This is a genomic window from Microtetraspora malaysiensis (genome assembly GCF_050947145.1).
GTDB lineage: Bacteria > Actinomycetota > Actinomycetes > Streptosporangiales > Streptosporangiaceae > Microtetraspora_A > Microtetraspora_A malaysiensis.
Genome location: NZ_CP191998.1, coordinates 6,391,379 through 6,416,619 on the forward strand (window position 1 = coordinate 6,391,379; position 25,241 = coordinate 6,416,619).

A 25,241-nucleotide genomic window follows, 5' to 3' on the forward strand; every position below is an offset into this window, starting at 1 on the left:
GCCGGGTCATCGGCGCGCGCGGCGAGATCTCGCTCTCGCCGCCGGACGACCCAGGCCAAGCCAGCTTAAAGCCCGAGCGGCCGGTCCCGGTCCACGGGCGGCGAGGGCTTCGGCGGCTCCCGGCTCCTGCTTGGCGAACGACAGCAACATGCCGAGCGCGGCGAGGGTCGGCAACAGGGCCGATCCTCCGTAGGACACGAGCGGCAGCGGGATGCCGGTGACGGGCAGCACGCCGATCACCGCGCCGATGTTGACGATCGCCTGGCCGGCGATCCACGCGACCGCCGCGGCGGCGGCCAGCCGGATGAACGGGTCGCTGACCCGGGAGGCGATCCGCAGCCCGGCGTAGCCGAGCAGGCCGAACAGCGCGACCACCACGAGGGTGCCCATCAGGCCGAGCTCCTCGCCCAGGATGGAGAAGATGAAGTCGCTCTCCGCGTGCGGTACCCAGTCCCACTTCGCCCGGCTGCTGCCCAGGCCGAGGCCGAACCAGCCGCCGGTGCCCATCGCGATCTGTCCCTGCGCCGCCTGGTAGCCGTCGCCCTGTGCCGAGTCCCACACGTGCAGGAACCCGGTGAGCCGGGCCATCCGGTACGGCTCCACCATGATCATGAAAGCCGTGGCGAGCGCGAGCAGCGCGAGCACGGCGCCGAACAGCCGCACCGGGGCGCCGACCACCCACAGCAGGGTCAGGAAGATCAGCATGAGGACGATCGTCGTGCCGAGGTCGCGGCCCAGCAGGACCAGGACGGCCAGGATGGCGACGCCCGGCATGAGCGGGACCAGCAGATGCCGCCACTCGATCAGGCCGCCCCGCGCCTTGCGCGCCAGCATGTCGGCGCCCCAGAGGACGAGCGCGAGCTTGGCCGGCTCCGAGGGCTGGATGGTGAAGCCACCGATGTAGATCCACCGCTGTGCGCCCAGCTCGCTGGCGCCGATGAAGATCACCATGACCAGGCCGATGATCGAGATCGCCAGCAGCGGATAGCCCGCGAGCTGGAAGAAGCGGCGGGGCAGCCGTGAGCAGCCGTACATGATCGGCAGGCCGATGGCGGCCGCGCCGATCTGCCGCAGGAACAGGTAGAACGGCGAACGTCCCGGGCTCATCTGCATCGACTCGATGCTGGACGCCGACAGGACCATCATCAGCCCGAGCGCGAGCAGCAGCGCGCTGCAGCCGAGGACCAGGTAGTACGAGACGAGCGGCCGCCCGAGGAGCTCCCGGAGCCTGGCCCGCCATCGGAGCGTGTCGTGCGCGTTCGCGGGCTTCTCCGCCGTCGCCTCACTCGTCATATGTGCTTTCGTCCTCGAATTCCCCGGCGTGACTGCTTAGCCGGAAAGCCGGTGGACCGCCCGCGCGAAGGCGTCCCCGCGCGCGCCGTACCCCGGCCACATGTCCAGCGACGCCCCTGCGGGCGCGAGCAGCACGGTGTCCCCGGGTGAGGCGAGCCGCCGGGCCTCCCCGACGACGCGGTCCATGACTCCAGTGTCTTGCCCCGGAACGTCCACGACCGGAACATTCGCGGCGTGTCGCGCCAGAGCCTCCCGGATCCGCGCGCGGTCCTGGCCGAGCAGAACCGCTCCCCTGAGCCGGGGCGCCGCCCCGCGGACCAGCTCGTCGACGTCCGCACCTTTCAACTGGCCGCCGGCGATCCACACCACCGACTGGTAGGCGGCGAGCGACGCCGCCGCGGCGTGCGGGTTCGTGGCCTTGGAATCGTCCACGTAGTCGACGCCGTCCACCGTGGCGACGTGCTGGATCCGGTGCGGGTCCGGGGCGAAGGCGCGCAGGCCCCGCCGTACGGCGTCGGCGGGCACGCCGTACGCGCGGGCGAGCGCGGCGGCGGCGAGCGCGTTGGCGACATTGTGCGGCGCGAACGGCGTGATGTCGCCGAGGTCGGCGAGCTCCTCCGCCTCGCGCACGGGGTCGGCCACGAAGGCCCGGTCGACCAGCAGCTCCTCGACGAGGCCGAGCTGCCCGGGGCGCGGCGTGCCGAGCGTGAACCCGACGGTCCGGACGTCCCCGGCGCCCGCCTCACCGGGAAGGTACGGCCCGGCCAGCCGCGCGCACCAGTCGTCGTCGGCGTTGTAGACGACCACGTCCGCCTTCTCGAAGATCCGCGCCTTGGCGGCGGCGTACTCCTCCAGGGAGCCGTGCCAGTCGATGTGGTCGGGGGCGACGTTGAGCAGCGCGGCGGCCCGCGGCGCCAGGCTCGACGACCAGTGGAGCTGGAAGCTGGACAGCTCGACCGCCAGCACGTCGTACGGCTCGCGCACGGCCGCCGCGATCGGGACGCCGACGTTGCCGACGGCGACGGCGCGGTGCCCGGCCTCGACCAGGATCGAGGTCAGCATCCGTACGGCCGTGGTCTTGCCGTTGGTGCCGGTCAGGGCGAGCCACGGGGCGGCGGAGCCGTCCGCGGCCCGCAGCCGCCACGCCAGCTCGACCTCGCCGATCACCTCGACACCGGACCGTACGGCGGCGGCCAGCAGCGGGTGGCTGGGGCGCCACCCCGGCGAGGTGACCAGGAGCGAGGCCTCGTCGGGGAGGATCGGCTCGCCGAACCGCACCTCGACGCCGAGGGGGGCCAGCTCGGCCGCCGCGGCCCGCTGGCGCTCACCCGGGTTCGCCTCCAGGACGACGACCCGCTCCCCCGCGGCGGCCAGGCCGCGGGCGGCGGCGGCGCCGGAGACACCCAGCCCGGCGACCACGACCACGCTCACTGCTTGGGCATCCATTCGAGGTAGAAGAGGCCGAGCGCGGAGGCGGCGCAGAGCGCGGCGATCAGCCAGAACCGCACCACGATGGTGGTCTCGGCCCAGCCCTTCAGCTCGAAGTGGTGCTGGAGCGGGGCCATCCGGAACACCCGTTTCCCGGTCATCTTGAAGAAGCCGACCTGGATCATGACCGACGCGGTGATGACCACCGGCAGGCCCGCGAGGACGACCAGCAGGAGCTGGGTGCGGGTGGTGAACGCCAGGCCGGCGATGACGCCGCCCAGCGCGAGCGACCCCGTGTCACCCATGAAGATCTTGGCGGGCGGCGCGTTCCACCACAGGAAGCCGACCAGCGCGCCGAGCACGGCGGCGGCGACCACCGCGAGGTCGAGCGGATCACGAACGACGTAGCAGTTGGGCCCCAGCGCCGCGGTGCAGCTGTTGCGGAGCTGCCAGTTGCCGATCAGCACGTACGACGCGAGCACGACGCCGGTCGCGCCACTGGCCAGCCCGTCCAGGCCGTCCGTCAGGTTCACCGCGTTCGAGAAGCCCACGATGATGAACAGCACCCAGATCGTGAACCCCACCAGCCCGATGGAGGGCCCGAAGTCCCGCAGGAACGACAGCCGCGTCTCCGCCGGGGTGATGTCGTACGCGTTGGGGAACTGCACGCAGAGCACCGCGAAGACCGCGCCGACGACGAGCTGGCCGAGCGCCTTGGCGCCGCTGCGCAGGCCCAGGCTGCGCTGTTTGTAGATCTTGATGAAGTCGTCCAGAAACCCGACGAGGCCGAGGCCGGTCATCAGGAACAGCACCAGCAGGGCCGACACCGTCGGCGGTTCCGTCGTCGCGGAGAAGAACGTCATCAGGTGCGCGCTGAAGTATCCGATCAGCGCGGCGATCACGATCACGGTGCCACCCATGGTGGGGGTGCCCCGCTTGTCGTAGTGCCCCGACGGGCCTTCCTCGCGGATGTTCTGGCCGATGCCGCGCCGGGAGAAGAGCCGGATGGCCAGCGGGGTGCCGGCCATGGACAGCAGCAGCGACACCACGGCGGCGATGAGGATGTTCCTCATCGGTCGTCACCTCCGAGCAGGGCCTCGGCGACCCGTTCCAGCGCCTCCGCCCGTGGCCCCTTCACCAGCACCACGTCTCCGGGGGCGAGCCGCGCCGACAGCTCGGCGGCGGCCGTCTCCACGTCGGGCACGTACAGCGCGCCCGGCGCGCCCGCCAGGACCGGCCCGGCGTCCTCCCCGACGACGATCAACCCCTCCAGCCCGGCGCCCGCGGCGAGCCGCCCGAGCTGCTCGTTCAGCGCCGCGCTTTCCTCGCCCAGCTCGCGCAGCGCGGCGATCACCGCGAACTTGCGCCGCCCCTCGCCGATCACGGCGAGGCTGCCGAACGCCGCCCGCATCGAGTCGGGGTTGGCGTTGTAGGCGTCGTTGACGACGGTGACGCCGTCGGCCCGCTCGGTGACCTCCATGCGCCAGCGGCTACGCGGCTCGGCCTCCGACAGCTCCTCGGCGATCGTGCCGACGGGGAGCCCCAGCTCGTACGCCGCCGCTGCCGCCGCCAGCGCGTTCTCCACCGCGTGCGCGCCGTATAGGCGAAGCGATACGGGGGCGGCGCCGGAGGGCGTGCGCAGCGTGAAGGACGCGCGGCCCCGGGCGTCGAGCGTCACGTCCTCGGCCCGCACCTGGGCGTCGGCGGAACGCCCGAAGAAGGTCACCCGAGCGCGGGTGCGGGAGGCCATGGCGGCGACCAGGGGGTCGTCGGCGTTGAGCACGGCCACGCCGTCCTCCGGCAGCGCCTCCGGCAGCTCGCCCTTGGCCCGCGCGATCGCCTCCTTGCCGCCGAACACGCCGAGGTGGGCGGTGCCGACGTTCAGCACGACGCCGATCCGCGGCGGCGCGATCCGGGCCAGGTCGGCGATGTGGCCGATGTTGCGCGCGCTCAGCTCCAGGATCAGGAAGCGCGTCGCCTCGTCCGCCCGCAGCACGGTCAGCGGGTGGCCGATCTCATTGTTGTACGAGCCGACGGGAGCCACGGTGGGGCCCATCCGGGCGGCGAGCCTGGCCAGCAGGTCCTTGGTCGTGGTCTTGCCGGCCGAACCGGTCACCCCGACGACGGTCGTGTCGGGAAGCTCGGACGCCACGGCGTTCGCCAGCGCGGCCAGGGCGGCCTGAACGTCCTCCACGATCACGGCCGGCGCCTCGACGGGCCGGGACGCGAGGACGGCGACCGCCCCGTCCGCGCACGCGCGGGCGGCGAAGTCGTGGCCGTCCGCACGCTCTCCCTTGATCGCGACGAACAGCGATCCCGGCTCGACGGCCCGCGAGTCGATCACGACGGGGCCGCGGATCACGGCGCGAGCGTCGGCCATGCCGGTGAGCGCACCCGAGGTGACCTCGGCGACCCGGGCCAACGGCAACGGGATCATGCGTCTTTCCTGCTCTCTATCACGTTGATCGGTCGGTTCGGCCGCGCCTCACGCACGGTGCGGCGGAGCGTCCCGCCCCGCCTCGTGCCCGGCTCGGCCTCCTCTTCTGGAGATGGCCTGGGCGACCACCTCGCGATCGTCGAAGGGGATGACCCGTCCCTCGACGTACTGCCCCTGCTCGTGGCCCTTGCCGGCCACGACGACGATGTCTCCCGGCGCCGCGCCCGCGATCGCGACTTCGATCGCGGCGGCCCGGTCGGGCTCCACGATCACGTGCGCTCGTTCGCCCTTGGGCACCCTGAGCGCTCCCTCCATCATCGCGGCCAGGATCGCGAGCGGATCCTCGCTCCTGGGGTTGTCGCTGGTGAGGATCGCGACGTCGGCCAGCCGCGCGGCCGCCTCTCCCATGATCGGGCGCTTGCCGCGGTCGCGGTCGCCACCGCAGCCCAGCACGACGACGAGGCGACCCTGGGTCACCTCGCGCAGCGAGCCGAGGACCGACTCTACGGCACCGGGCTTGTGAGCGTAGTCCACGATCGCCTGGAAGCCGACCGCACCCGGCACCCGCTCCATCCGACCGGGAACCCCGGCGAACGCGGAGATCCCGTCGACCGCCGCCTGCAGGCCGACGCCGGCCTCGACGAGCGCGACGATCACGCCGAGGGAGTTGTCCACGTTGAACGGGCCGGGCAGGGCCACCGAGACGTGGGCCTCGACTCCCCCGGGACCGACCACGCGGAAGGCGCTGCCGTCGGCGCCCAGGCGCACGTCCTCGGCCCGCCAGTCGGCCTCCGGGGCGCCCTTGGCGGAGAACGTCGTCGTCGGCACTTTGGCCCGGCCCAGGAGCTCGCGGCCGTACGGGTCGTCGATGTTGACCACGCCGACGCGGGACAGCTCGGGGGTGAACAGCTTCACCTTGGCGGAGAAGTAGTCCTCCAGGTCGCTGTGGAAGTCCAGATGGTCCTGGGACAGGTTCGTGAAGATCGCGACGTCGTAGAAGACCCCGTCGACGCGGCCGAGGGCGAGGGCATGGCTGGAGACCTCCATCGCGGCGGCGGTCACACCCTGCTCGCGCATCAGCCCGAACAGCCCGTGCAGGTCGCTGGCCTCGGGGGTGGTGAGCTCCGGGGTGAACCGCAGGTCGCCCGCGCGGATCTCCACGCCGCCGACCAGGCCGGTGCGGTGCCCGGCGGCCCGCAGGCCCGCCTCCAACAGGAAGGTCGAGGTCGACTTGCCGCTGGTGCCCGTCACGCCGATGACCGTGAGATCGCGGACGGGCCGGCCGTACACCCAGGAGGAGACCTGGCCGAGCACCGCGCGCGGGTTGGGCACGACGAGCACCGGCAGTCCGGTCTCCGCGGCCGCGTCACGCCCTTCCTCGTCGGTGAGGATCGCCACCGCGCCCGCCGCCATGGCCTGGCGGGAGAAGGTGGCGCCGTGGGCGTTGTTGCCCGGCAGGGCCACGTACAGATCGCCACGGCGGATGCGGCGGGAGTCGATGCCGATGCCGGTGACGGCGCCGCGCGGCGCCTTGGCGCCCGGCGCGGGCACCACTGAGGGCGTGCCGAGGAGGGCCGTCAGACCGGACAACGGACGGGCCGGAACGGCCTCAGGACGCATGGAGAACGGGGGACGCACGGCGAGAGCGTACCTTCCTCCGTCACTCTCCGGCGCGAAGGACGGCCTTGGGCGCCTTCGTTCCGGTCGGTGGGATCTTCCTGGTCTTCAAGGCGAAACTCATGACCTCCCTGAACACCGGCGCGGCCACCGCCCCGCCGTAATGACCCTTCTTCGGATCCTGGATGACGGCCAGCGCCATGAGGCGCGGCGCGTCCGCCGGGGTGAAGCCGACGAACGTGGCCGTATAACCGCAGTACCCGCCGCACTTCTGGTCGTACCGCATGGCGGTTCCGGTCTTTCCCGCCACACGATATCCGGGGATCGCCGCCTCCGTTCCCGTGCCGTCGTTGCCGACGGCGGCTTCGAGCATCCCGGAGATCTGCTTGGCGGTCGTCTCGCTGATCACGCGCGTCTGTTTCGGGGTGGGAGCCGGGGCCAGCCGTCCGTGGCCGTCGGTGGTGCCCGCCACCAGCGACGGCGTCACGCGTACGCCGCCGTTGGCGATCGTCTGGTAGACGCTCGCCATCTGCAGCGCGGTGACCGAGACGCCCTGGCCGTACGCGACCGTGCAGCGCTGGCTGCCGGACCAGGTGCGCCAGTCGGGCAGCAGTCCCGCTTCCTCGCCGGGGAGGCCCGAGCCGCTGACCGAGCCGAACCCGAACGCCCGGATGGTGTCGTAGAGCCGCTGGTTGCTGAGCTTGCGCGCGGCCATGATCGTGCCGACGTTGCTGGACTCGGCGATGACCCCGGTGAAGGTGAGCTTCTCCGGCGGGTGCGTGTGCGCGTCCTTGAGCACGCGGTCCGCGCACTGGATCTGATCGGGCACCCGGAAGACCGTGTTCGGCGTCACCCCGGCGTGCTCGATCGCCGCGGCGGCGGTGATCACCTTGTTGGTGCTGCCGGGTTCGAAGACCTCGGAGACGGCGCGGTTGCCCCGGTCCTCGGCGGCGACGGTGCTCCAGTGGTTCAGGTCCACGCCCGGCGAGTTCGCCATGGCGAGGATCTGGCCGGTCTTGATGTCCATCACGATCACGCTGCCGCTGGCCGCCTTGCTGGCCTGGACCTGGCGGTCGATCGCCTGCTCGGCCGCCCACTGGATGTCCCGGTCGATGGTCAGCCGCACGTCCTGTCCCGCCACCGGCTCCTTGCGCGTGCTGCGCGTCATCGGGATGCGTTCGCCACCGCGGCCGATCTCGATGCTCTGCTGGCCGTCCTGCCCCGCGAGGAGCTTGTCGTACGTGCGCTCCAGGCCCTCGAGTCCGTGCCCGTCGTAGCCGACGAAGCCGAGCAGCCCTCCGGCGAGCCTGCCGCCGGGGTACATGCGGCGGTAGGTCGGCTTGGAGCCGACGCCCTTGAACCTCATCCCCATGATCTTCTTGGCGCGCAGCGGGTCGACGTCCCGGTTGAGGGGGATGTACCGCTGCTGCGTCTTCGCGAGCGCGGCGTCCACCTTCTCCTTGGGCAGGTTCAGCTCGCTCGCGAGCGTGCTGCTCACCTGTTCCCGCTTCTTGGGATCCACCTCGTAGGGGTCGACGTAGATCTCTGCCGCATCCTTGGTGAGGGCCAGTTCGTGGCCGTTCGCGTCCGTGATGGAGCCGCGTCTGGCGGGGAGTGTCTCCGGCTGGACCCGCTGCCGTTCCGCCTTGGCCTGGAGCACCTTCGAGTCGAGCCCCTGGAGCTGGACGAGACGCCCCGCGAACAGGGACAGCACGAACGCCATCGCGATCAGCCCGGCGTGCAGCCGCCGCCCGGGGTGGCCCAGGCGCAGCACGGCGGGCGGCCGCGGCGGCGGGTTCCCGGGCGGCTGGCCGGAGCCGCGTAGGCCGCGCGATCGTACGGTCTCGTCCCGGTCGTCCCCCCTCGGGGCACGCGGCCCTCCGGGGCGCGACTCACCGGGCCGCCGCGCCCTGGCCGGGTCCTCGCCCGTACGGCGCGGCCCGCCCGGACGGGGGGCCTTCGGGGAGCCGCCGGTGCGGCCGTCGCTGGAACCGGAACGGACTCCGGCGCCGGACGCGGGCCGCCCGGAGCCCGACGGCGGACGGCCGGAGCCGGTCGCGGGCTTCCCTGGGACGGCGGCGGGCCGTCCCGAGCCGGACGCGGGCTTGCCGCCCGAACCGGGGGCCGGCCGTCCGGAGCCGGACGACGATCTGCCGGAAGAACCGGACGAGCCGGAGGCGGGCTTCCCCGCGCCGGGAACCGGCCTCCCCGAGCCGGAGGCGGGCCGTCCCGAGCCAGATGATGATCTTCCCGAGCCGGAGGCGGGCCTGCCGCCCCCGGGGATCTGCGGACCGCGCCGGCCCGAGCCGCCGCCCGGTCCCTGGGCGCGTCCGCCCGAGCCGCTCCCGGGGCCCTGGCCGCCACGCCCGCCGGAACCGCCGCCCGGTCCTTGACCGCCGCGTCCGCCCGGGCCGCCGCGGCCGGGCCCCGGGTTCCGGCCGCCGCCCTCCCTCACCGGCCCGCGCCCTCCGTCTCGCCGCCGGTACGCGCGCCGGACTCGTGCTCGGCGGAGATGAAGCGCGGAGGGGCCGTCTGGTCGGTGTCCAGCTTGGAGCCGCCACGGGCCTGCTCGTCGAGCGCGCCCGGCTGGGTCAGCATGCGGACCTGGTTGTCGAGCGCGTCCGCCTGCTGGCGCAGCCGCTCGGTGCCCGAACGCAGGTCGCTCAGCTCGAACGAGTCCTGCGCGAGCACGGTGTTCAGCAGCAGCAGGCTGACCAGGCCGCCGCAGAGCAACCCGACGACGAGCAGCACGAACGGCGCGCGCGGCGGCCGCCTGCCGCTCCTCGCGGCCGCGGCGCCGGTCGCCGACGCGGCGGACCGCACCGCACGCCGGGGCCGCCTGAGGGCGACGGGCTCGGCCGTGGTGGTCGCGCCCGCCTCGGGCGCCTCGCGCACGGGGGCCGGACGGGCCGGAGTGGGGCGTGCCGGGGCCGGTCGGACGGGAGCCTGGCGGGTGGGGGTCGCGCCCGACCGCACCGCCGTCGCCTTCGCCGCCGTGCCCTTGACCGCAGTGCTCTTCGCCGTGGTTCCCTTCGCCGCTGTGCCCTTCGCGGCGGCGCCCGTCGTCGGCGCGTTCTTCGCCGCCGGGCGGCCGCTCGCGCTGCTCCTGCCCTTCGGCGTGCTCACGCTCCGCGAGGCGGCGGCCGACGTCGTTGAGGCAGCGGAGGTCGCGGTCCGGCTCTTCGGCACCGTCGCGCTCCTGGACCCGCCGGGGTTCTTCGCGGGATCGGCGGTCGCGCCCCGGACGCCGCGCCGCGCCGGCGGCTCGGCCGGGGGGACGCGCCGCTCGGAGGGGACGCGGGCGCCGCGCGCGGGCGGGTCCGCGTCCTCACTCCCGCGGACCTGCCGTCCGTCGCGTCCGTTCTGGGCGCGGCCGGCGGTGGGCACCGCCGCGCGCCCCCTCGCGGGAACGCGTCGCGCCGCCTGCCGGCTCTCCTGCTCAGTCCTCATCCCTCGCGGATCCTCTCTGCCGCCCGCAACCGGGCCGACGCCGCCCGCGGATTGCGGGCCACCTCGTCTTCGTCCGGGAGCTCCGCTCCCCTCGTCAGAAGGCGGAACCGGGGCTGGTGAGCCTCGAGCGGGACCGGGAGCCCGGGGGGGCTGGTATCCCTGGTTCGCGCCACGAGGACCTGCTTGGTGAGCCGGTCCTCCAAGGAGTGATAGGCGAGCACGACCACGCGCCCGCCGAGCGCGAGCGCGTCGAGGGCGGCGGGCAGCGCCCGCTCCAGAGCGGTGAGCTCCTCGTTCACCTCGATGCGCAAGGCCTGGAAAGTCCTCTTCGCGGGGTTGCCCCCCGTCCGCCGGGTCGCGGCGGGGATCGCCGACCTGACCAGGTCGGCGAGCTGCTTGGTGGAGGCGATGGGCTGCTTGGACCGTTCCTTGACGATCAGGCTGGCCACGCGCGCGGCGAAGCGTTCCTCGCCGTAGTCGCGCAGGATGCGGGTCAGCTCCGCGGCGGAGTACGTGTTGACGACCAGTTCCGCGGTGAGCTCCTGGTCCGGGTCCATCCTCATGTCGAGGGGCGCGTCGTAGGAGTACGCGAAGCCGCGCTCCGCCTCATCGAGCTGGGGCGAGGAGACGCCGAGGTCGAACAGCACGCCGTTGACCCTTGGCCGCCCGATGTGGTCCAGGACGTCGGTCAGCTCGTCGGAGACCGCGCGCACGATCGTGGTGCGCCCGGCGTACGGCGCCAGGCGCGCGGTGGACCGCTCGATGGCGGTCGGGTCGCGGTCGATGCCGACGAGATGGAGGGAGGGGTGGGCGGCGAGCAGCGCCTGAGCGTGCCCGCCCAGGCCGAGGTTGGCGTCGACGACCACCGGATCCGGCCCGGACAACGCCGGGGCGAGAAGATCCAGTACGCGATCGAGCATGACCGGAACGTGACCGGACGACGGCTCGGAGAACTCCGACAACGCTGTAAACCCCCAAAATGCTGCCGCTGCAAAGCTCGCGGATATGCGGCTGCCGCCGGTGATCTTCTTATGGATCCCCCACCCAAAGGACCGCTCCCGTACGGGGAGGCGACCCGCCCGGCCAGGTCCCCATCCGCGTCGCCGGCCGCGGAACCTGACACCGGGGAAGGTGCATCAGGTGCCGCTGGGAGCGGGTGGAGACCTCGCCGAACGTCACCGACGGGTCTTTCCTGATCTCGCCGACGCGAGATCCGATGTCTACGAATTACAGAACTCCGGGCAACACCTCCTCGGAAAGGTCGGAGAACGCCTGTTCTTGATCCGCCAGATAGGCCTCCCAGGCCGCGGCGCCCCAGATTTCCAGGCGGGTGTTGGCTCCAATGACGGCGCAGTCACGTTCCAGACCCGCGTATTGCCGCAGGCTCGGGGGAATCGTGATCCGTCCCTGCTTGTCCGGCGTCTCATCGGACGCGCTCGCGAAGAAGACCCGGCTGTAGTCCCGGACCGCCTTGGCGGTCACCGGCGCGGTGCGCAGAGCCTCGGTGATGCGCTGGAACTCCTCTACGGGGAAGACGTAGAGGCAGCGCTCCTGGCCCTTGGTGATCACAAGACCCTCCGCCAGCTCCTCGCGATACTTCGCCGGCAGGAACAGCCGTCCTTTGTCGTCCAGACGCGGCTGGTGGGTGCCGAGGAACATCGGCTCCACCTCCCGTGCCTTGCGGAGCGCTCAGCGCTTTCGCCCCTGCCCTCCACTGCGCACCACCATACTCCACTTCTCCCCACCGTCAACCGATTCCGGCCCTCGTCGCGGGCTATTTCGTTCGCATTTCCGCAGGTCAATTGAGGTGGTGCGGAGTGGGGCGCCCCGGAGCCCCGCAACCCCGGTGCGGGCGTGTCGGAACCCGCCTCCACGGGGCGGCAGCCCCGGCCCCGCCGGGGTTTCCGGCGACCCCCGGAGCCGGGATGGAGGAAAGTGGAGCGAGTTATGTCACGGGATTCGGACGACCGCGCGACGTCAACGAGAAACGAGCTCATAACACTATGGGCAGTTCACCCGGATTTCCGGACAAAGTCGCCCAGGAACCTGAGGCGTCATAAGGTCGGTACACAGAATGGATAAGGAACGTCAAACGCCCCATTCATGCGGGCGCATCCTCATGGAGGCCAGGTGGCACTAACGAGCGACGTCGCCCCCGACGCCGGAAACCGGCTGGAAGACCTGGTCGACACCGCGCATCGGATCCGCCGGTCGATCGAATCGGTGATCGAGGGCAAGGCGGACGCGGTCCGCCTCACCCTCACCGTTCTTCTGGCGGAGGGCCACCTCCTCATCGAGGACGTGCCGGGTGTCGGGAAGACGATGTTGGCCAAGGCACTGGCCCGGTCCATCGACTGCCCCGTCCGGCGTGTCCAGTTCACCCCGGACCTGCTGCCGAGCGACATCACCGGTGTCAGCGCCTACAACCAGCAGACCCGGGAGTTCGAGTTCAAGCCGGGCCCCGTTTTCGCCAACATCGTCGTCGGCGACGAGATCAACCGCGCCTCCCCCAAGACGCAGTCCGCGCTCCTGGAGTGCATGGAGGAGCACCAGGTCACCGTCGACGGCGTCACGTACGAGCTCGAGTCGCCCTTCATGGTGATCGCGACCCAGAACCCGATCGAGATGGAGGGCACCTATCCGCTTCCGGAGGCGCAGCGGGACCGCTTCACCGCGAAGATCGCGATGGGCTACCCCGAGCCGACGGCCGAGCTGGAGATGCTCGACGTGCACGGGGCGTCCCAGCCCCTCGGCAAGCTGGAGCCCGTGGCGACGACCGCCGAGGTGCGCGCGCTCATCCAGGCGGTCCGCGCGGTCTACGTCTCCCAGGCGGTGAAGAGGTACGCCGTGGACATGGTGACCGCGACCAGGCGGTCGCCGGACCTGCGCCTGGGCGCCTCGCCGCGCGCGACGCTCCAGCTGCTGCGCGGGGCCAGGGCGCACGCCGCGCTGGCCGGCCGCGACTACGTGATCCCGGACGACCTGCAGGAGCTGGCGGTGCCGGTGCTCGCGCACCGGCTGCTGCCCAGCCTGGAGGCGCAGGGGCAGCGCCGCCAGCCGGAGCAGGTGGTGGCCGATCTGGTGCGCCGCGTCCCCGTTCCGGACGCGAACTGACGTCCTCCCCGCGCCGCGGCCAGGGCCGCGGCGCCCCAGGAGAGTGCAAGGAGATTCGATGACGGGGCTCAAGGCGCTGACGTCGCGCGGCAGGTCGTTTCTCGCGTCGGGCGCGGCGGCGCTGCTGTGCGCCCTCATCCTCGGCGAGCAGGACCTGCTGCGGATCGCGGTGCTGGTCATCGCGATGCCGTTGATTTCCGCGATGGTGGTGGCGCGGACCCGCTACCGGCTGACCTGTGCCCGGCGCCTGGATCCCGCCCGCGTCGAGGCGGGCGCCGGCAGCACGGTCACCCTGAGGCTGGAGAACGTGACCCGCCTCCCCACCGGGCTGCTGCTCGTCGAGGACAACCTGCAGTACGCCCTGGGAACGCGGCCCCGGTTCGTCCTGGACCGGGTGGAGGCGCGCGGCATCCGCGAAGTGGACTACAAGGTCCACTCCGATCTGCGCGGCCGCTATCCCATCGGCCCGCTGTCGGTCCGGATCGCCGACCCGTTCGGGATGGTCGAGCTCAACCGGTCGTTCACCATCACGGACACCCTGGTGGTGGTGCCCCAGGTGGTGACCCTCCCCCACGTGCGCCTTTCCGGCGAGTGGAGCGGCGGGGGCGACAGCCGTTCACGGTCGGTGGCGGCGGCGGGCGACGACGACGTGGCCCCGCGCGAGTACCGCCTGGGGGACGACCTGCGGCGGGTGCACTGGAGGTCCACCGCCCGCCGGGGCGAGCTGATGGTGCGGCGCGAGGAGCAGCAGTGGCAGAGCAGGGGCGCGCTCCTGCTGGACACCCGCAGGCACGCCCACCGGGGCGACGGCCCGCGCTCGTCGTTCGAGGTGGCGGTCTCGGCCGCGGCGTCGATCGGCGTACACCTGGCGCACGAGGGTCTCGGCCTGCGCCTGGTCACCGACCAGGGCCCGGAGCGCCTCGCCGACGGCGGCCTGGCGTGGTCGCTGCTCGACACCCTCTCCGTCGTACGGCAGAGCTCGGCCCGCTCGCTGGAGCACGGGGTCGGGGCGCTGCGCCAGGGCAGCGGGGAGGGGCTGATCGTGGCGGTCCTCGGGGCGCTCGACGCCGGGGAGGCCCAGGCGCTGGCCCGTCTGCGGCACAGCGGCGTGACGGGGGTCGCGGTCATGCTCGACGTCACGACCTGGGATTCGGCGCCGGACGAGTCGTTCGAGGTGGCGCGGTCCGTGCTCTCGCGGGCCGGATGGCGGGTGCTGCGGCTTCCCTCCGGGACGTCCCTCGCCGACGTCTGGCCGGAGGCGGCGTACAAGAGGAGCGCGGCGTGACGACGGGTCGGGTTCACGGTGATCGGAGAGGGCCGGTGAGCGGGCGATGAGGCTGTCGGTCGTCGCGGGGCTGGCCGTCGGCGCGGTAACGCTGACGCTCTACTCGCTGTTCGAGGGCGGGGCCTGGTTCTGGGCCTGTGTGGGCACGCTCCTGGTCACGACCGGCGGAGCGGCCCTCGCGTCGCGGTTCGACGCGCCGAAGTGGGCGGTGCCGCCCCTGCTGCTGCTCGCGACGGCGGTGTTCCTGTCGGCCACGTTCGCCAAGGAGCACACGTGGGCGTGGGTGGTCCCGACGAAGGCGTCGGCGCTGCGGCTGGGCGAGCTGCTCGCCGAGGGGTTCACCGACATCCAGCGGTACGCCGTGCCAGTGCCGGCCGAGCCCGGCATAAGCATGCTGACCGCGAGCGGCGTCGGCCTGATCGCCATCCTGGTGGACCTGTTCGCGGTACGGCTGCGCCGGGCCGCGCTGGCGGGGCTGCCCCTGCTCGGCCTGTTCACGGTGCCCGCCGCGGTGCTGACCGAGCCGGTCGCCTGGCCGGCCTTCGTGATCGCGGCGATCGGCTACGTCGGGCTGCTGGTGGCCGACGGCCGGGAGCGGCTCACCCAGTGGGGCCGTGCCGTACTGGTGCGGCGGGCTCGTTCGGTCGGCACGGACAAGGCGGACTCGGGGCGGCTCGCGCTCTCCGGCAAGCGGATCGGCGCGACCGCGATCGCCCTCGCGGTCGTCCTGCCGGCGTTGCTCCCGGCACTGAGCCCCGACCCGCTGTTCGGCTTCGGCGTGGGCAACGGGTCGGGGAAGGGCGGCAACAGCATCGGCATCCCCGACGCGATCGCCAAGCTCAGCGGCCAGTTGTCGCAGCAACGGAACCTGACGGTGCTGACCTACACCAGCGCCGACAACCGGCCGCGCTACCTGCGCATCTACGCGCTCGACGTCTTCGACGGGAAGAAGTGGACGGTGAGCCCGCTGCGCGGCCGCCCGGAGGACCGGGTGTCGGAGGGACCGCTGCCGCCGCCGACCGGCCTCGGGCCCGGCATCGCGACGAACCGGGTGGAGAGCCGCATCAGCGTGAGCGAGGACATCGGCCCGCTGCTCTTCCTGCCCCTGCCCTATCCGGCGGTCGAGGTCGACGTCGACGGCGACTGGCGGGCCGACCAGGCGTCGCGGATGGTGTTCTCCACCCGTGACGAGGCCGCCGGCCTGGACTACCGGGTGGTGGTGAACGAGCCGCGGCCCACCCGTGACCAGCTGGACACCATGGACACACCGACGCCCGACGCGCGCTTCCTCGCGCTGCCGGACCTGGACCCCAAAGTCGTCGCCATGGCCGGGCGGGTGACGGCGAAGGGCGCCACGCCGTACCAGAAGGCCGTCCTGCTGCAGGAGTGGTTCACCCGTACCGGCGGCTTCAGCTACAGCCTGGAGACGAAGGGGTCGGGTGGCAGCGCGCTGTCGCGGTTCATCCTCACCGCGCGCACGGGGTACTGCGAGCAGTTCGCCAGCGCGATGGCGGTGATGGCCCGGGTGATCGGCATCCCGGCGCGGGTGTCGATCGGTTACACGGGCGGCACGAAGATCGAGAAGTCGTGGGCGGTGCGCACCCAGGACGCGCACGCCTGGCCGGAGCTGTACTTCGAGGGCGTGGGCTGGCTGCCCTTCGAGCCGACGCCGGCCGGTGGCGCGGGCCAGGGCACGGCCCGCGTGCCCGACTACTCGCTGCCGCGCCCGTCCGAGGTCACGCCGTCGGCCGACCCGTCCGCCGGGCCGACCTCCGACGAGGAGGACACCTCCTCCCAGGGCCCGACCCGCCGCAATCCGAGGGACTTCGAACGCGATCTCGGGGCCGTCCCGGTCGCGGTGGACCCGGGTATGCCGGTGGCCGCGAAGATCGCGTTGGGGGCGGTGGGCGTCCTGCTGCTCTCGCTGGTCCCGGCGGCGGCCCGGACGCTGGTCCGCCGGCGCCGGCACGCGCAGATCCGGCGCGGCGGGGCCGCGCCCGCGATCAGGGCCGCGTGGGCCGAGCTGTGCGACACGCTGACCGATCTCGGCGAGGCGCGGGAGCCGAGCGAGAGCCCGCGCGCGCTCGCCCGGAGACTGACGGAGATGTACGAGTTCGACGCGGAGGCCGCGGCGGCGGTCACGGCCGTCGCGACGGCTGAAGAGCGGATGCGTTACGCCGCGTCCCCGCCGTCGGCGGGACCCGCGGCGGCCGAGCTGTCATGCGTACGGCGGGCCCTGATGGGAGCGGTGCCGGGGAAGCGGCGGATGGGGGCGCTGCTCGCGCCGCGGTCGATCCTGCTGCGCGTGCGGGCGGCGGGGACGAGGGTGTTGGACGGGTTCGACCGGCTGGAGGGCATCCGGTGGCTGCCCCTGTCCAAGGGCGAGGCGGGCACCAGGTAGGGGCCTGGGGACGTCGGTGGCGGCTCACCCGCGGTGAGCCGCCACGACCGCTCTCCCCCGTGTCGGTCGCCGAAGGCGGAGGTTCAGCGCTCGTCGGTGCGACGGCGCCAGCGCTCCTCCATGCGGTCCATGAAGCCCCGGCGCTGCGGGCGGCGGCCGGGTGCCCGGGGGGCCGGGCTCTCGACGCCGAAGCCGTTCATGCGCTTCCAGCTGGACAGGCCCCAGAGGCAGGTCGCCAGCATCACCACGAACCCGGCGACGCCGAGCCAGATCTCGTTCGCGACGACGCCGACCATCAACAGGACGACGCCGAGCGCGAAGCCGAGGGACGCCTTCAGCAGGCGCCTCTTGTAGTGACTGCGCGGATCGCTGATCCGAACGGCGTTGGCCCACTTCGGGTCCTCGGCGTAGAGACCCTGCTCGATCTGGTCGAGCAAGCGCTGCTCGTGCTCAGACAGCGGCACGGCGCCTCCCAAGGACGGCCCCATTTCGGGGAAAACGGCAACGGACGACACGGGGTGTCCGGACCTCGCGGTCGGTTATCCCCAGAATACGAGGCTGTAGACGTAGACGAAAGAAAACGTCCAACGTGGTCCAAACCGGTGGGGACGTCATAGATCCATTGGACCAGACGGAGGGCGGACGAGCGAAGCCGGGCGGACCGCATCGGGACCGAAGCGCCGGATCGCCTTGTCCATCGCCTGTTCCGCCTCTCGCCAGCCGGTCTCTCTCTCGCCGAGGCTGAGCTGGCGGGTGACCGTGCCGGCCGGGCGGAGGTTTTCCATGCGCACCCCGACCAGCCGCAGCCGGACTCGATCCAGCCCGGCGGCGGCGAAAAGTTCACAGGATGTGGCGAATATCTCCTTGGCGACGTCGGTGGCCTCGCGCAGCGTACGCGATCTGGTGATCGTGGTGAAGTCGGCGCGGCGTAGCTTGACGCTGACCGTCCGACCGACCTGGCCGCTCGCTCTGAGCCGGGCGGCGACCCGCTCGGACAGCCGCAGCAGCTCGCGCCTGATCGCCTCCGGGTCGTCGACGTCGAACGGGAACGTCTCCTCGTTGCCGATGCTCTTGTCCGGGGTGTGCGCCACCACCGGGCGCTCGTCCCGGCCCCAGGCCAGGGCGGCGAGGTGGGCGCCGGCGGCCCCGAGCTCGCGCTGGAGCGTGGACACGGGCACCTGGGCCAGATCGCCGACGGTGCGGATGCCGAGCCGGACCAGGACCTGCTCGGTGCGCTCGCCGACGCCCCACAGGGCGGCGACGGGCAGCGGATGGAGGAACTCGACCACGCCGTCCGCCGGGACGACGAGCAGCCCGTCGGGCTTGCACTGGCGGGAGGCGAGCTTGGCCACGAACTTGTTGCTCGCGACGCCGACCGAGCAGGTGATGCCGTACTGCTCGGCGACCTGCTCGCGGATCATGGCGGCGATGGCGGAGGGACTGCCGAGGCGGCGCCGGGCGCCACCGACGTCGAGGAACGCCTCGTCGGAGGAGATCGGCTCCACCTCGGGGGTGATCGACCGGAAGATCTCCATGACGCCCCGGGAGACCGCGGTGTACTTGCGGTGATCCGGCGGGATGATCGTGGCGCGCGGGCAGACGCGCATCGCCCGGGTCATCGGCATCGCCGAGTGCACGCCGAACCGGCGGGCCTCATAGGTGGCGCTGAGGACCACCCCGCGGGCCCCGGCGGCTCCGACGATGACGGGCAGGCCGCGCAGCTCGGGCCGGTCGAGCAGCTCGACGCTGGCGAAGAAGGCGTCCATGTCCACGTGCAGGATCGGGCAGCCGCTGTCATCGGCCAGCCCGCCGCCGCCTTGGGGGAGCATCTGCTTCCGGGACACGCCTTCGATCCTATCCGAACAGGAGTTCTATCGGTAGGCGATGACGTGCACCTGGGTGGCGATGTCGCGCAGCACGGGATGGGCGGCGGCGGCCCGCTCCAGCTCGACCAGGGCCGCCGGGTCCGCCTCCGCCAGCCGGCTCGGCACGAGATCGGCGAAGACACGGACGCCGTGCACGTCCGCGACGGTGAACCCGGCCTTGGTCAGGAGGCCGGTCACGTCCTCCTTGGTGAACCTGCGCGGGGTGGGGTCGCGGTCGCCCCAGCGCCCGGCGGAGTCGGCGAGCACCTGCCGCGCCTCACCGAAATTGCCGGACAGGGCGCGGTGGATGGCGGTGGCCACCGGGTTCGCGGCCAGCACGCTGACCACGCCGCCCCGGCGCAGGATGCCCGCGGCGGCGGCCAGCGCCGCGGCGGGGTCCTCGACGTATTCGAGGACGCTGTGGCAGAGCACCAGATCGGCGCCGCCGGACTCCAGGAGGTCGCCGAGGTCTCCGGCGTCGCCCTGCACTGCGCGTACGGGAACGCCGGTCTCGGCGGCCCGGCGCTCCAGCGCGGCCAGCGAGTCCGGTGACGGATCGACCACGGTGACGGTGTGACCCAGCCCGGCCAGCGGCACCGCGAAACCGCCGGTGCCCCCTCCCGCGTCCACGATGTCCAGCCTGTCGCGTCCTGTCGCGGCGGTCAGGTCCGCCAGGACCGCGCGAAGCGCCTCCCAGACGACGGTCTGCCGCGTGGCGTCACGCACTTTCGCCCCTCCCTCGTACGGCTCCCGCCAGCCTAACGGCACGGCCGGACACCCCCGCGCGAGGCGGGAGCGGACCGGTCGATCAGAGGGACAGCGACGGCTTGAGCTGCTTGAAACGAGCGAGCAGGCCGTTGACGAAGTGCGGCGACTCGTCGGTGGACAGCTCGGCCGCGAGATGCACCCACTCGCTGATGACGACGCCCTCGGGCACCTCGTCCGACCAGAGCATCTCGTACGTGCCGCCGCGCAGGATGTTGCGGTCGACGGCGGGCATGCGCTCCAGCGTCCAGCCTTCGGCATACGTGGCGAGAAGATCGTCGATGCGGCCGAGGTTCTTGGCCACGCCCTCCACCAGAGCGGAGGTGTACTCGTTGACGGGCGGCTCGGCACGCTGGACGCGCTCGGCCAGGACAGTCAGCGGGCTCTCGTCGCGCGCCTCGGCCTCGAACAGGATGTCGAGCGCGCGTCGTCGGGCCTTGCCCCGAGCTGACACGTCAGGCCCGACCGAGGTATTCGCCGCTGCGGGTGTCGACCTTGACCTTCTCGCCGGTCGTGATGAACAGCGGAACCTTGATCTCGGCGCCGGTCTCCAGCTTGGCCGGCTTGGTGCCGCCGGTGGAGCGGTCGCCCTGCAGGCCGGGCTCGGTCTCGGCGATGGTCAGCTCGACGGCGGCGGGAAGCTCGACGTAGAGCACGTTGCCCTCGTTGATCGCCACCGTGGCGAGCATGTTCTCGAGCAGGTAGTTGGCGGTGTCGCCGACGGCGGCGCGCGAGACGTGCAGCATGTCGTACGTCTCGGTGTCCATGAAGACGAAGTCCTCGCCGTCCAAGTACGAGTACTGCATCTCGCGCTTGTCGACGTTGGCCACTTCAACCTTGACGCCCGCGTTGAAGGTCTTGTCCAGGACCTTGCCGGACATGACGTTCTTCAGCTTGGTGCGGACGAACGCGCCGCCCTTGCCGGGCTTGACGTGCTGAAACTCCACGACGGTCCAGAGTTCCCCGCCGTCGAGCTTGAGCACCAGTCCGTTCTTGAGGTCGTTCGTCGTCGCCACGTGGTTCTCCTGAGTGCGGCTGCCCTAGATGACGAGCAGCTCCTTGGTGGTCAGTGTGAGGAGCTCCGGACCGTCGGCTCGAGCCACCAGCGTGTCCTCGATGCGCACCCCGCCCCTGCCGGGCAGGTAAACCCCCGGCTCAACGGTGAGCGGAACCCGATCGTCTATTCTACCGGTCTTGCCGGGGCCGAGGAACGGCTGCTCGTGGATCTCCAGGCCGACCCCGTGGCCCAGCCCGTGGCCGAAGTGTTCGGCGTGCCCGGCCTCCTCGATCACCGTCCGCGCGGCCGCGTCCACATCGTGCGCCGACGCCCCGGGCCGTACGGCGTGGCGGCCGGCGCGCTGGGCCCGCCGTACGAGCTCGTAGAGGTCGCGGAGCCAGTCGGCGGGGCGGCCGACGGCGACGGTGCGGGTCATGTCGGCGTGGTAGCCGTCGACGCGGGCGCCGAAGTCCATGGTCACCAGGTCTCCGGACTCGATCGCGCGCCCGGACGGCGAGTGGTGCGGCACCGCGCCGTTCGGGCCGCTCGCCACGATGGAGTCGAAGGCCGGCTTCTCCGCGCCGAGCTCCACCATGGCCGACTCCAGCCACCGGGCGACCTCGATCTCGGTGACGCCGGGCGCGATCCGCTCGGTCACCCGCGAGAACGCCGCGTCGGTGATCGCGCAGGCGCGGCGGAGCGCCTCGATCTCGGTCTCGTCCTTGACGGTCCTGACCTCCTCGACCACCCCGGAGACCGCGCCGAGGTCCGGGTGGTCCGCCAGCAGCTTGTGGTAGCCGGCGACCGACATGTCGTGTGCCTCGACGGCGAGCCGTCCCGCGCCCTCCGGGCGTCCGGCCAGCGCGCCGGTGACGTCGCGCGTCTCCACCGTCTCGACGTCGGCGCACTCGCGCCGGGCCGTCCCGATGTAGCGGGAGTCGGTGGCGAGCACGGCCTCCCCGGCCGCGGTGACGAGCACCGCGGCGTTGGAGCTGGACAGGCCGGTGAGATAGCGCACGTTGACCGGCCGCGTGACGAGCAGCGCGGTGAGGTCGTGCCCGGACAGTGCCGCGGCGACCTTGGCGCGGCGTGCGGCGAATGGCATGGGGGGTCCTCCGATCCGATGGGGGGACTCTACGCCGCGCCGCGCCGCGGCGCCTCCCGGCCTCAGTCGCTCTCGGCGGGGGCGGGCCTGCGGGCCTGGGCGGCGCGGGAAGAGCGCAGTGGCGCCTCGCGCAGGAGCAGCACCGCGACGAACCCGAGGAGCGCGGCGGGCACGCCGACGAGGAACACCGTCTGCATACCCCGCGCGTACGCCTCCAGCACCATCGCGTGGACCGGGGCGGGCAGCTTCGCGATGGCCTCTGGGGTGCCGAGGCTGAGGGTGGACCCGCCGCCCGACGGGGTGATGTGCGCGGCCGCCATCATCGACGTCAGCTCGCTCTTGACCTTGTTCGTGAGGATCGCGCCGTACGCGGCCACGCCGATGGCGCCGCCGAGGCTGCGGAAGAACGCGACGCCGGAGGTGGTGGCGGCCATGTCGCGCACCTCGGCGGCGTTCTGGGCGGCGAGGATCAGCATCTGCATGGTGAGGCCGAGGCCGACGCCGAAGACCGCCATGTCGAGGCCGATCACGAGGTCGCTGGAGTCGACGTGCAGCCGGGAGAGCAGGCCGAGGCCGCCGGCGACGAGCAGCATCCCGGCCACGGGATAGGCCTTCCAGCGGCCGGTCCTGGTGACGATGCGTCCGGAGACGATGGAGCCGAGGAAGAGGCTCACGACCATGGGCAGCGTCATCAGGCCGGAGGCCGTCGGGCTCATGCCCTTGACGATCTGCAGGTACTGCGGCAGGTAGATCATCGCGCCGTACATGGCGACGCCGACGAGGAGGGAGGCCAGGCTGGCCAGCAGGAAGGTCCGGTCGCGGAACAGCCGGGGCGGGAGGATCGGGCCGGCCGCCCGGCGCTCGGCGACCACCGCGAGCAGGCCGAGCGCCACGCCCAGCGCGCACAGCCCGTACGTCCAGCCGGAGTTCCACTCGAACTCGTGGCCGCCCAGGGAGAGCACGAGCATGAACGAGGTGGCGGCTCCGGTGATCGTGAAGGCGCCCCACCAGTCGAGGCGGGCGTCGCGGGGCTCGTGGTCGAGGCGCAGCACCTTCTGGATCACGGCGAACGCGACGACGGCGAGCGGGACGCAGACGTAGAAGCACCACCGCCAGCCGAGCCAGGACGTGTCGACGATGAACCCGCCGAGCAGCGGGCCGGCGACGGTGGAGACGCCGAAGACCGCGCCGACGTAGCCGGAGTAGCGTCCCCGCTCCCTCGGCTCGACCACGTCGCCGAGGATGACCTGGGTCAGCGCGGAGAGCCCGCCCGCGCCGAGACCCTGCACCGCCCTGGCCGCGATCAGCATCCCGATGTTCTGCGACAGCCCCGCGACCACCGAGGCGGCCACGAACAGCACGAGGGACGTCTGGAACATGAGCTTGCGTCCGAAGATGTCGGACAGCTTGCCCCACAGGGGGGTCGAGACGGTCATCGTGAGCAGCGTCGCGCTGGCGACCCAGGAGAGCTGATCCTGCCCGCCGAGGTCGCCGACGATGGTGGGAAGCGCGGTGCCGACCACGGACGTCGAGATCATCGAGGTCAGGAGCGCGAGGAGCAGCCCCGAGAGGATCTCCATGACCTCCCGGTGCGTATACGTCCGGCGGCTTCCCGCCCGATTCACGACGTCAGTCACGGATCCCCCAGTTTAGTTAGTTCCTCTAAGAATTAGTAGACGCTTGTTTACATGTCAAACGCGTTAGGGTTGCGCCCCATGAGAGATCGTGCGGCGACCAGCCGGCGGATCCTGGAGGCGGCCAGGGAACTGTTCGCCGAGCACGGCTACGAGCAGGTCACGATGCGCATGATCGCCGCCGCCGCCGACGCCAACGTCTCCCTGATCAACCGCTACTTCGGCACGAAGGCGGGACTCTTCGCCCAGGTCGTCGCGACCGGCTCCACCCTGGAGGCGGTCATCGAGGGGGACCCCGAGGGCCTGCCCGCGCGGCTCGCCGCGCGCATGGCGCGGCGGCTGCACACCGGGACGGTGGAGCAGCTCACCCGCACGATCGACCGTGCGGGGACCAGCCCGGAGATCAGGGCGGTGCTCCGGGCCCGGGTCGAGGACGCCATGATCGGCGCGATCGCCGCGCGACTGAGCGGCCCGCGCACGAGGGAGCGGGCCGCGCTCGCGGTGACGTTCATCCTCGGCGTCAGCTCGCTGCGCCGCCTGCTCGGGCCGGAGCCGCTCCGCGACTCCGATCCGGCGGCGGTGGAGGCCCGGCTGACCGCTGTCTTCACCGCCTGTCTCCGCCCTTGAGTGGGGATTTGTTCCGTATGCACGGATAAGTCATGCCCCCTGCTTCCGCAGTCTCACCGGCACCGCCCGCATCGGCGGGGAAAAGGGCCGTGCGAGCGGGAGCGCTATGAGGGGGCGGGCCGGGTCAGCCGGCGATGTCCCTGATCTTCTCGATCAGCGCGAGACGCTCCTCGTGGGTGCGGCCGATCGGCGCGACGTTGATCGTGGTCACCCCGGCCTCCCGCATCGCCGCCACCCGGTCGCGGACGAAGCCCTCCGAGCCGATCAGCGACATCCGCTCGAGCAGTTCGGCCGGGACGAGCGCGGCGGCCTCGTCCTTCTTCCCCTCCAGGTAGAGGTCCTGGATCCGCTCGGCCTCCTTCTCGTAGCCGTAGCGCCGGGCGAGGTCGTTGTAGAAGTTCTTGCCCTTGGCGCCCATGCCGCCGATGTACAGCGCGGCCATGGGACGGCCCAGCTCGCGCAGCCCGTCCACGTCGTCGCCGATCGCGAGGAACGCCTGGGCGATGACGTCCAGCTCGCCGAGCGAGGGGTCACGCTTCGCCTTGCCCGCCGCCAGAGAGTCGCCCCAGACGTCGGCGGCCTTCTCCGGCATGAAGAAGATCGGCTCCCAGCCCTCGGCCAGCTCGGCGGCCAGCGCGACGTTCTTCGGTCCGATCGCGGCGAGGACGATCGGGATGCGGTCGCGCACCGGGTGGTTGATCAGCTTCAGCGGCTTGCCCAGGCCGGTGCCGCCCTCATAGGGCAGGGTGTAGTGCTTTCCGGCGTATTCGAGGCGTTCGCGCCGCCAGACCTTGCGGCAGATCTCGATGACCTCGCGGGTCCGGCCCAGCGGCGCGGTGTACGGCACGCCGTGGAAGCCCTCGATGACCTGCGGGCCGGAGGCGCCCAGCCCGAGCGTGAACCGCCCGTCGGAGACGTAGTCCATCCCGGCGGCCGTCATCGCCAGCAGTGCCGGAGTGCGGGAGTAGATCGGCAGGATGCCCGAGGCGATCTGCAACCGCTCGGTCCTGGCGGCGATGTAGCCCATCTGGCTGACCGCGTCGAAGCTGTACGCCTCGGCGACGAAGACGATGTCCAGCCCGGCCTTCTCGTAGTCGGCCAGCTCGGCCACGGTCTCCTTGAACCCGCCCGCGTAGTTCAGGGCCATCCCGATCCGCATCCTGTACGTCCTTCCGCGCGCAGCACCGGAACCGAATGATGTTCCGTTTCTTTGGGGTCCCAGG

The 25,241-nt window shown here is 72.2% G+C and carries 22 protein-coding genes; 5 read left to right on the forward strand and 17 right to left on the reverse strand.

Annotation, left to right across the window (positions count from 1 at the left end; all coding sequences use genetic code 11):
* Positions 1–6 precede the first annotated feature (6 nt).
* Genes ftsW through ACQP1V_RS30165 form a run of 6 tightly spaced genes read right to left on the reverse strand, consistent with a single transcriptional unit; the run spans position 7 to position 8,549 of the window.
* On the reverse strand, positions 7–1,293 hold the full coding sequence (gene ftsW, locus ACQP1V_RS30140) for a putative lipid II flippase FtsW (protein WP_433413400.1): 1,287 nt from the start codon (positions 1,291–1,293) through the stop codon (positions 7–9).
* A gap of 36 nt (positions 1,294–1,329) precedes the next feature.
* Complete coding sequence (gene murD / locus ACQP1V_RS30145) at positions 1,330–2,739, reverse strand: UDP-N-acetylmuramoyl-L-alanine--D-glutamate ligase (RefSeq protein WP_433413401.1); 1,410 nt, start codon at positions 2,737–2,739, stop codon at positions 1,330–1,332.
* Positions 2,721–3,794 (reverse strand): phospho-N-acetylmuramoyl-pentapeptide-transferase, encoded by a 1,074-nt coding sequence (gene mraY, locus ACQP1V_RS30150; protein ID WP_387408820.1) that lies wholly within the window; start codon positions 3,792–3,794, stop codon positions 2,721–2,723. The genes murD and mraY overlap by 19 nt, the downstream gene beginning before the upstream one ends.
* Positions 3,791–5,158, reverse strand: coding sequence for a UDP-N-acetylmuramoyl-tripeptide--D-alanyl-D-alanine ligase (locus ACQP1V_RS30155; protein ID WP_433413403.1), 1,368 nt, complete (start codon positions 5,156–5,158; stop codon positions 3,791–3,793). The genes mraY and ACQP1V_RS30155 overlap by 4 nt, the downstream gene beginning before the upstream one ends.
* Positions 5,159–5,206: 48 nt before the next feature.
* On the reverse strand, positions 5,207–6,778 hold the full coding sequence (locus ACQP1V_RS30160; RefSeq protein WP_433426007.1) for a UDP-N-acetylmuramoyl-L-alanyl-D-glutamate--2,6-diaminopimelate ligase: 1,572 nt from the start codon (positions 6,776–6,778) through the stop codon (positions 5,207–5,209).
* 40 nt (positions 6,779–6,818) lie between these two features.
* A complete protein-coding gene (locus tag ACQP1V_RS30165) occupies positions 6,819–8,549 on the reverse strand; it encodes a peptidoglycan D,D-transpeptidase FtsI family protein (protein WP_433413404.1) in 1,731 nt (576 codons plus the stop codon).
* 199 nt (positions 8,550–8,748) lie between these two features.
* Between ACQP1V_RS30165 and ACQP1V_RS30170 the strand changes: the two genes are divergently transcribed.
* Entirely contained in the window at positions 8,749–9,168 is a 420-nt protein-coding gene (locus tag ACQP1V_RS30170) for a hypothetical protein (RefSeq protein ID WP_433413405.1), read from the forward strand.
* Between the two features lie 58 nt (positions 9,169–9,226).
* Here ACQP1V_RS30170 and ACQP1V_RS30175 read toward each other — a convergent pair whose 3' ends face one another.
* The 3 genes from ACQP1V_RS30175 to mraZ all read right to left on the reverse strand — a co-directional run bounded on the left by ACQP1V_RS30175 (position 9,227) and on the right by mraZ (position 11,884).
* Positions 9,227–10,225, reverse strand: coding sequence for a hypothetical protein (locus tag ACQP1V_RS30175; RefSeq protein WP_433413406.1), 999 nt, complete (start codon positions 10,223–10,225; stop codon positions 9,227–9,229).
* Positions 10,222–11,187, reverse strand: a complete 966-nt coding sequence (gene rsmH, locus ACQP1V_RS30180) for a 16S rRNA (cytosine(1402)-N(4))-methyltransferase RsmH (protein ID WP_067128456.1) — start codon at positions 11,185–11,187, stop codon at positions 10,222–10,224. The genes ACQP1V_RS30175 and rsmH overlap by 4 nt, the downstream gene beginning before the upstream one ends.
* A 265-nt stretch (positions 11,188–11,452) precedes the next feature.
* The gene (mraZ, locus tag ACQP1V_RS30185) at positions 11,453–11,884 is read right to left on the reverse strand and encodes a division/cell wall cluster transcriptional repressor MraZ (RefSeq protein WP_067128454.1); all 432 of its coding nucleotides are present in this window, start codon (positions 11,882–11,884) and stop codon (positions 11,453–11,455) included.
* A 444-nt stretch (positions 11,885–12,328) separates the two neighbouring features.
* On the opposite strand from mraZ, the gene ACQP1V_RS30190 reads away from it, so the two are divergent.
* The 3 genes from ACQP1V_RS30190 to ACQP1V_RS30200 are packed head-to-tail and all read left to right on the forward strand — an operon-like array spanning position 12,329 to position 17,025.
* The gene (locus ACQP1V_RS30190; protein ID WP_433413407.1) at positions 12,329–13,339 is read left to right on the forward strand and encodes an AAA family ATPase; all 1,011 of its coding nucleotides are present in this window, start codon (positions 12,329–12,331) and stop codon (positions 13,337–13,339) included.
* Between the two features lie 58 nt (positions 13,340–13,397).
* A complete protein-coding gene (locus tag ACQP1V_RS30195) occupies positions 13,398–14,624 on the forward strand; it encodes a DUF58 domain-containing protein (protein WP_433413408.1) in 1,227 nt (408 codons plus the stop codon).
* Between the two features lie 46 nt (positions 14,625–14,670).
* The gene (locus ACQP1V_RS30200) at positions 14,671–17,025 is read left to right on the forward strand and encodes a transglutaminaseTgpA domain-containing protein (protein ID WP_433413409.1); all 2,355 of its coding nucleotides are present in this window, start codon (positions 14,671–14,673) and stop codon (positions 17,023–17,025) included.
* An 83-nt stretch (positions 17,026–17,108) separates the two neighbouring features.
* Here the strand turns inward: ACQP1V_RS30200 and ACQP1V_RS30205 are convergent, their stop codons facing one another.
* From ACQP1V_RS30205 to ACQP1V_RS30235, 7 genes are all read right to left on the reverse strand, one after another.
* The gene (locus tag ACQP1V_RS30205; protein WP_433413410.1) at positions 17,109–17,489 is read right to left on the reverse strand and encodes a DUF3040 domain-containing protein; all 381 of its coding nucleotides are present in this window, start codon (positions 17,487–17,489) and stop codon (positions 17,109–17,111) included.
* A 147-nt stretch (positions 17,490–17,636) separates the two neighbouring features.
* A complete protein-coding gene (locus ACQP1V_RS30210; protein WP_433426009.1) occupies positions 17,637–18,854 on the reverse strand; it encodes a DNA polymerase IV in 1,218 nt (405 codons plus the stop codon).
* Between the two features lie 42 nt (positions 18,855–18,896).
* Positions 18,897–19,616, reverse strand: coding sequence for a methyltransferase domain-containing protein (locus tag ACQP1V_RS30215; RefSeq protein WP_433413412.1), 720 nt, complete (start codon positions 19,614–19,616; stop codon positions 18,897–18,899).
* Positions 19,617–19,698: 82 nt separating this feature from the next.
* Complete coding sequence (gene nusB, locus ACQP1V_RS30220) at positions 19,699–20,109, reverse strand: transcription antitermination factor NusB (RefSeq protein WP_067128438.1); 411 nt, start codon at positions 20,107–20,109, stop codon at positions 19,699–19,701.
* A gap of 1 nt (position 20,110) precedes the next feature.
* A complete protein-coding gene (gene efp, locus ACQP1V_RS30225) occupies positions 20,111–20,671 on the reverse strand; it encodes an elongation factor P (RefSeq protein WP_433413413.1) in 561 nt (186 codons plus the stop codon).
* Positions 20,672–20,695: 24 nt separating this feature from the next.
* Complete coding sequence (locus ACQP1V_RS30230; protein WP_387408808.1) at positions 20,696–21,757, reverse strand: aminopeptidase P family protein; 1,062 nt, start codon at positions 21,755–21,757, stop codon at positions 20,696–20,698.
* Positions 21,758–21,819: 62 nt separating this feature from the next.
* Positions 21,820–23,337, reverse strand: coding sequence for an MDR family MFS transporter (locus ACQP1V_RS30235; protein ID WP_433426011.1), 1,518 nt, complete (start codon positions 23,335–23,337; stop codon positions 21,820–21,822).
* A gap of 135 nt (positions 23,338–23,472) precedes the next feature.
* On the opposite strand from ACQP1V_RS30235, the gene ACQP1V_RS30240 reads away from it, so the two are divergent.
* Positions 23,473–24,018: a TetR family transcriptional regulator gene (locus tag ACQP1V_RS30240; RefSeq protein WP_433413414.1), complete on the forward strand. Its 546-nt coding sequence runs from the start codon at positions 23,473–23,475 to the stop codon at positions 24,016–24,018.
* A gap of 124 nt (positions 24,019–24,142) precedes the next feature.
* Here the strand turns inward: ACQP1V_RS30240 and ACQP1V_RS30245 are convergent, their stop codons facing one another.
* Entirely contained in the window at positions 24,143–25,177 is a 1,035-nt protein-coding gene (locus tag ACQP1V_RS30245; protein ID WP_067128424.1) for an LLM class F420-dependent oxidoreductase, read from the reverse strand.
* Positions 25,178–25,241: the final 64 nt, after the last annotated feature.

Bases quoted from the DNA above. Each gene is read 5' to 3' on its own strand.
- ftsW (WP_433413400.1), bottom strand. From the start codon at position 1,293: ATGACGAGTGAGGCGACGGCGGAGAAGCCCGCGAACGCGCACGACACG.
- murD (WP_433413401.1), bottom strand. From the start codon at position 2,739: ATGGATGCCCAAGCAGTGAGCGTGGTCGTGGTCGCCGGGCTGGGTGTC.
- mraY (WP_387408820.1), bottom strand. From the start codon at position 3,794: ATGAGGAACATCCTCATCGCCGCCGTGGTGTCGCTGCTGCTGTCCATG.
- ACQP1V_RS30155 (WP_433413403.1), bottom strand. From the start codon at position 5,158: ATGATCCCGTTGCCGTTGGCCCGGGTCGCCGAGGTCACCTCGGGTGCG.
- ACQP1V_RS30160 (WP_433426007.1), bottom strand. From the start codon at position 6,778: ATGCGTCCTGAGGCCGTTCCGGCCCGTCCGTTGTCCGGTCTGACGGCC.
- ACQP1V_RS30175 (WP_433413406.1), bottom strand. From the start codon at position 10,225: ATGAGGACTGAGCAGGAGAGCCGGCAGGCGGCGCGACGCGTTCCCGCG.
- mraZ (WP_067128454.1), bottom strand. From the start codon at position 11,884: ATGTTCCTCGGCACCCACCAGCCGCGTCTGGACGACAAAGGACGGCTG.
- ACQP1V_RS30190 (WP_433413407.1), top strand. From the start codon at position 12,329: ATGCGGGCGCATCCTCATGGAGGCCAGGTGGCACTAACGAGCGACGTC.
- ACQP1V_RS30195 (WP_433413408.1), top strand. From the start codon at position 13,398: ATGACGGGGCTCAAGGCGCTGACGTCGCGCGGCAGGTCGTTTCTCGCG.
- ACQP1V_RS30200 (WP_433413409.1), top strand. From the start codon at position 14,671: ATGAGGCTGTCGGTCGTCGCGGGGCTGGCCGTCGGCGCGGTAACGCTG.
- ACQP1V_RS30210 (WP_433426009.1), bottom strand. From the start codon at position 18,854: ATGCTCCCCCAAGGCGGCGGCGGGCTGGCCGATGACAGCGGCTGCCCG.
- ACQP1V_RS30230 (WP_387408808.1), bottom strand. From the start codon at position 21,757: ATGCCATTCGCCGCACGCCGCGCCAAGGTCGCCGCGGCACTGTCCGGG.
- ACQP1V_RS30235 (WP_433426011.1), bottom strand. From the start codon at position 23,337: ATGGAGATCCTCTCGGGGCTGCTCCTCGCGCTCCTGACCTCGATGATC.
- ACQP1V_RS30240 (WP_433413414.1), top strand. From the start codon at position 23,473: ATGAGAGATCGTGCGGCGACCAGCCGGCGGATCCTGGAGGCGGCCAGG.
- ACQP1V_RS30245 (WP_067128424.1), bottom strand. From the start codon at position 25,177: ATGCGGATCGGGATGGCCCTGAACTACGCGGGCGGGTTCAAGGAGACC.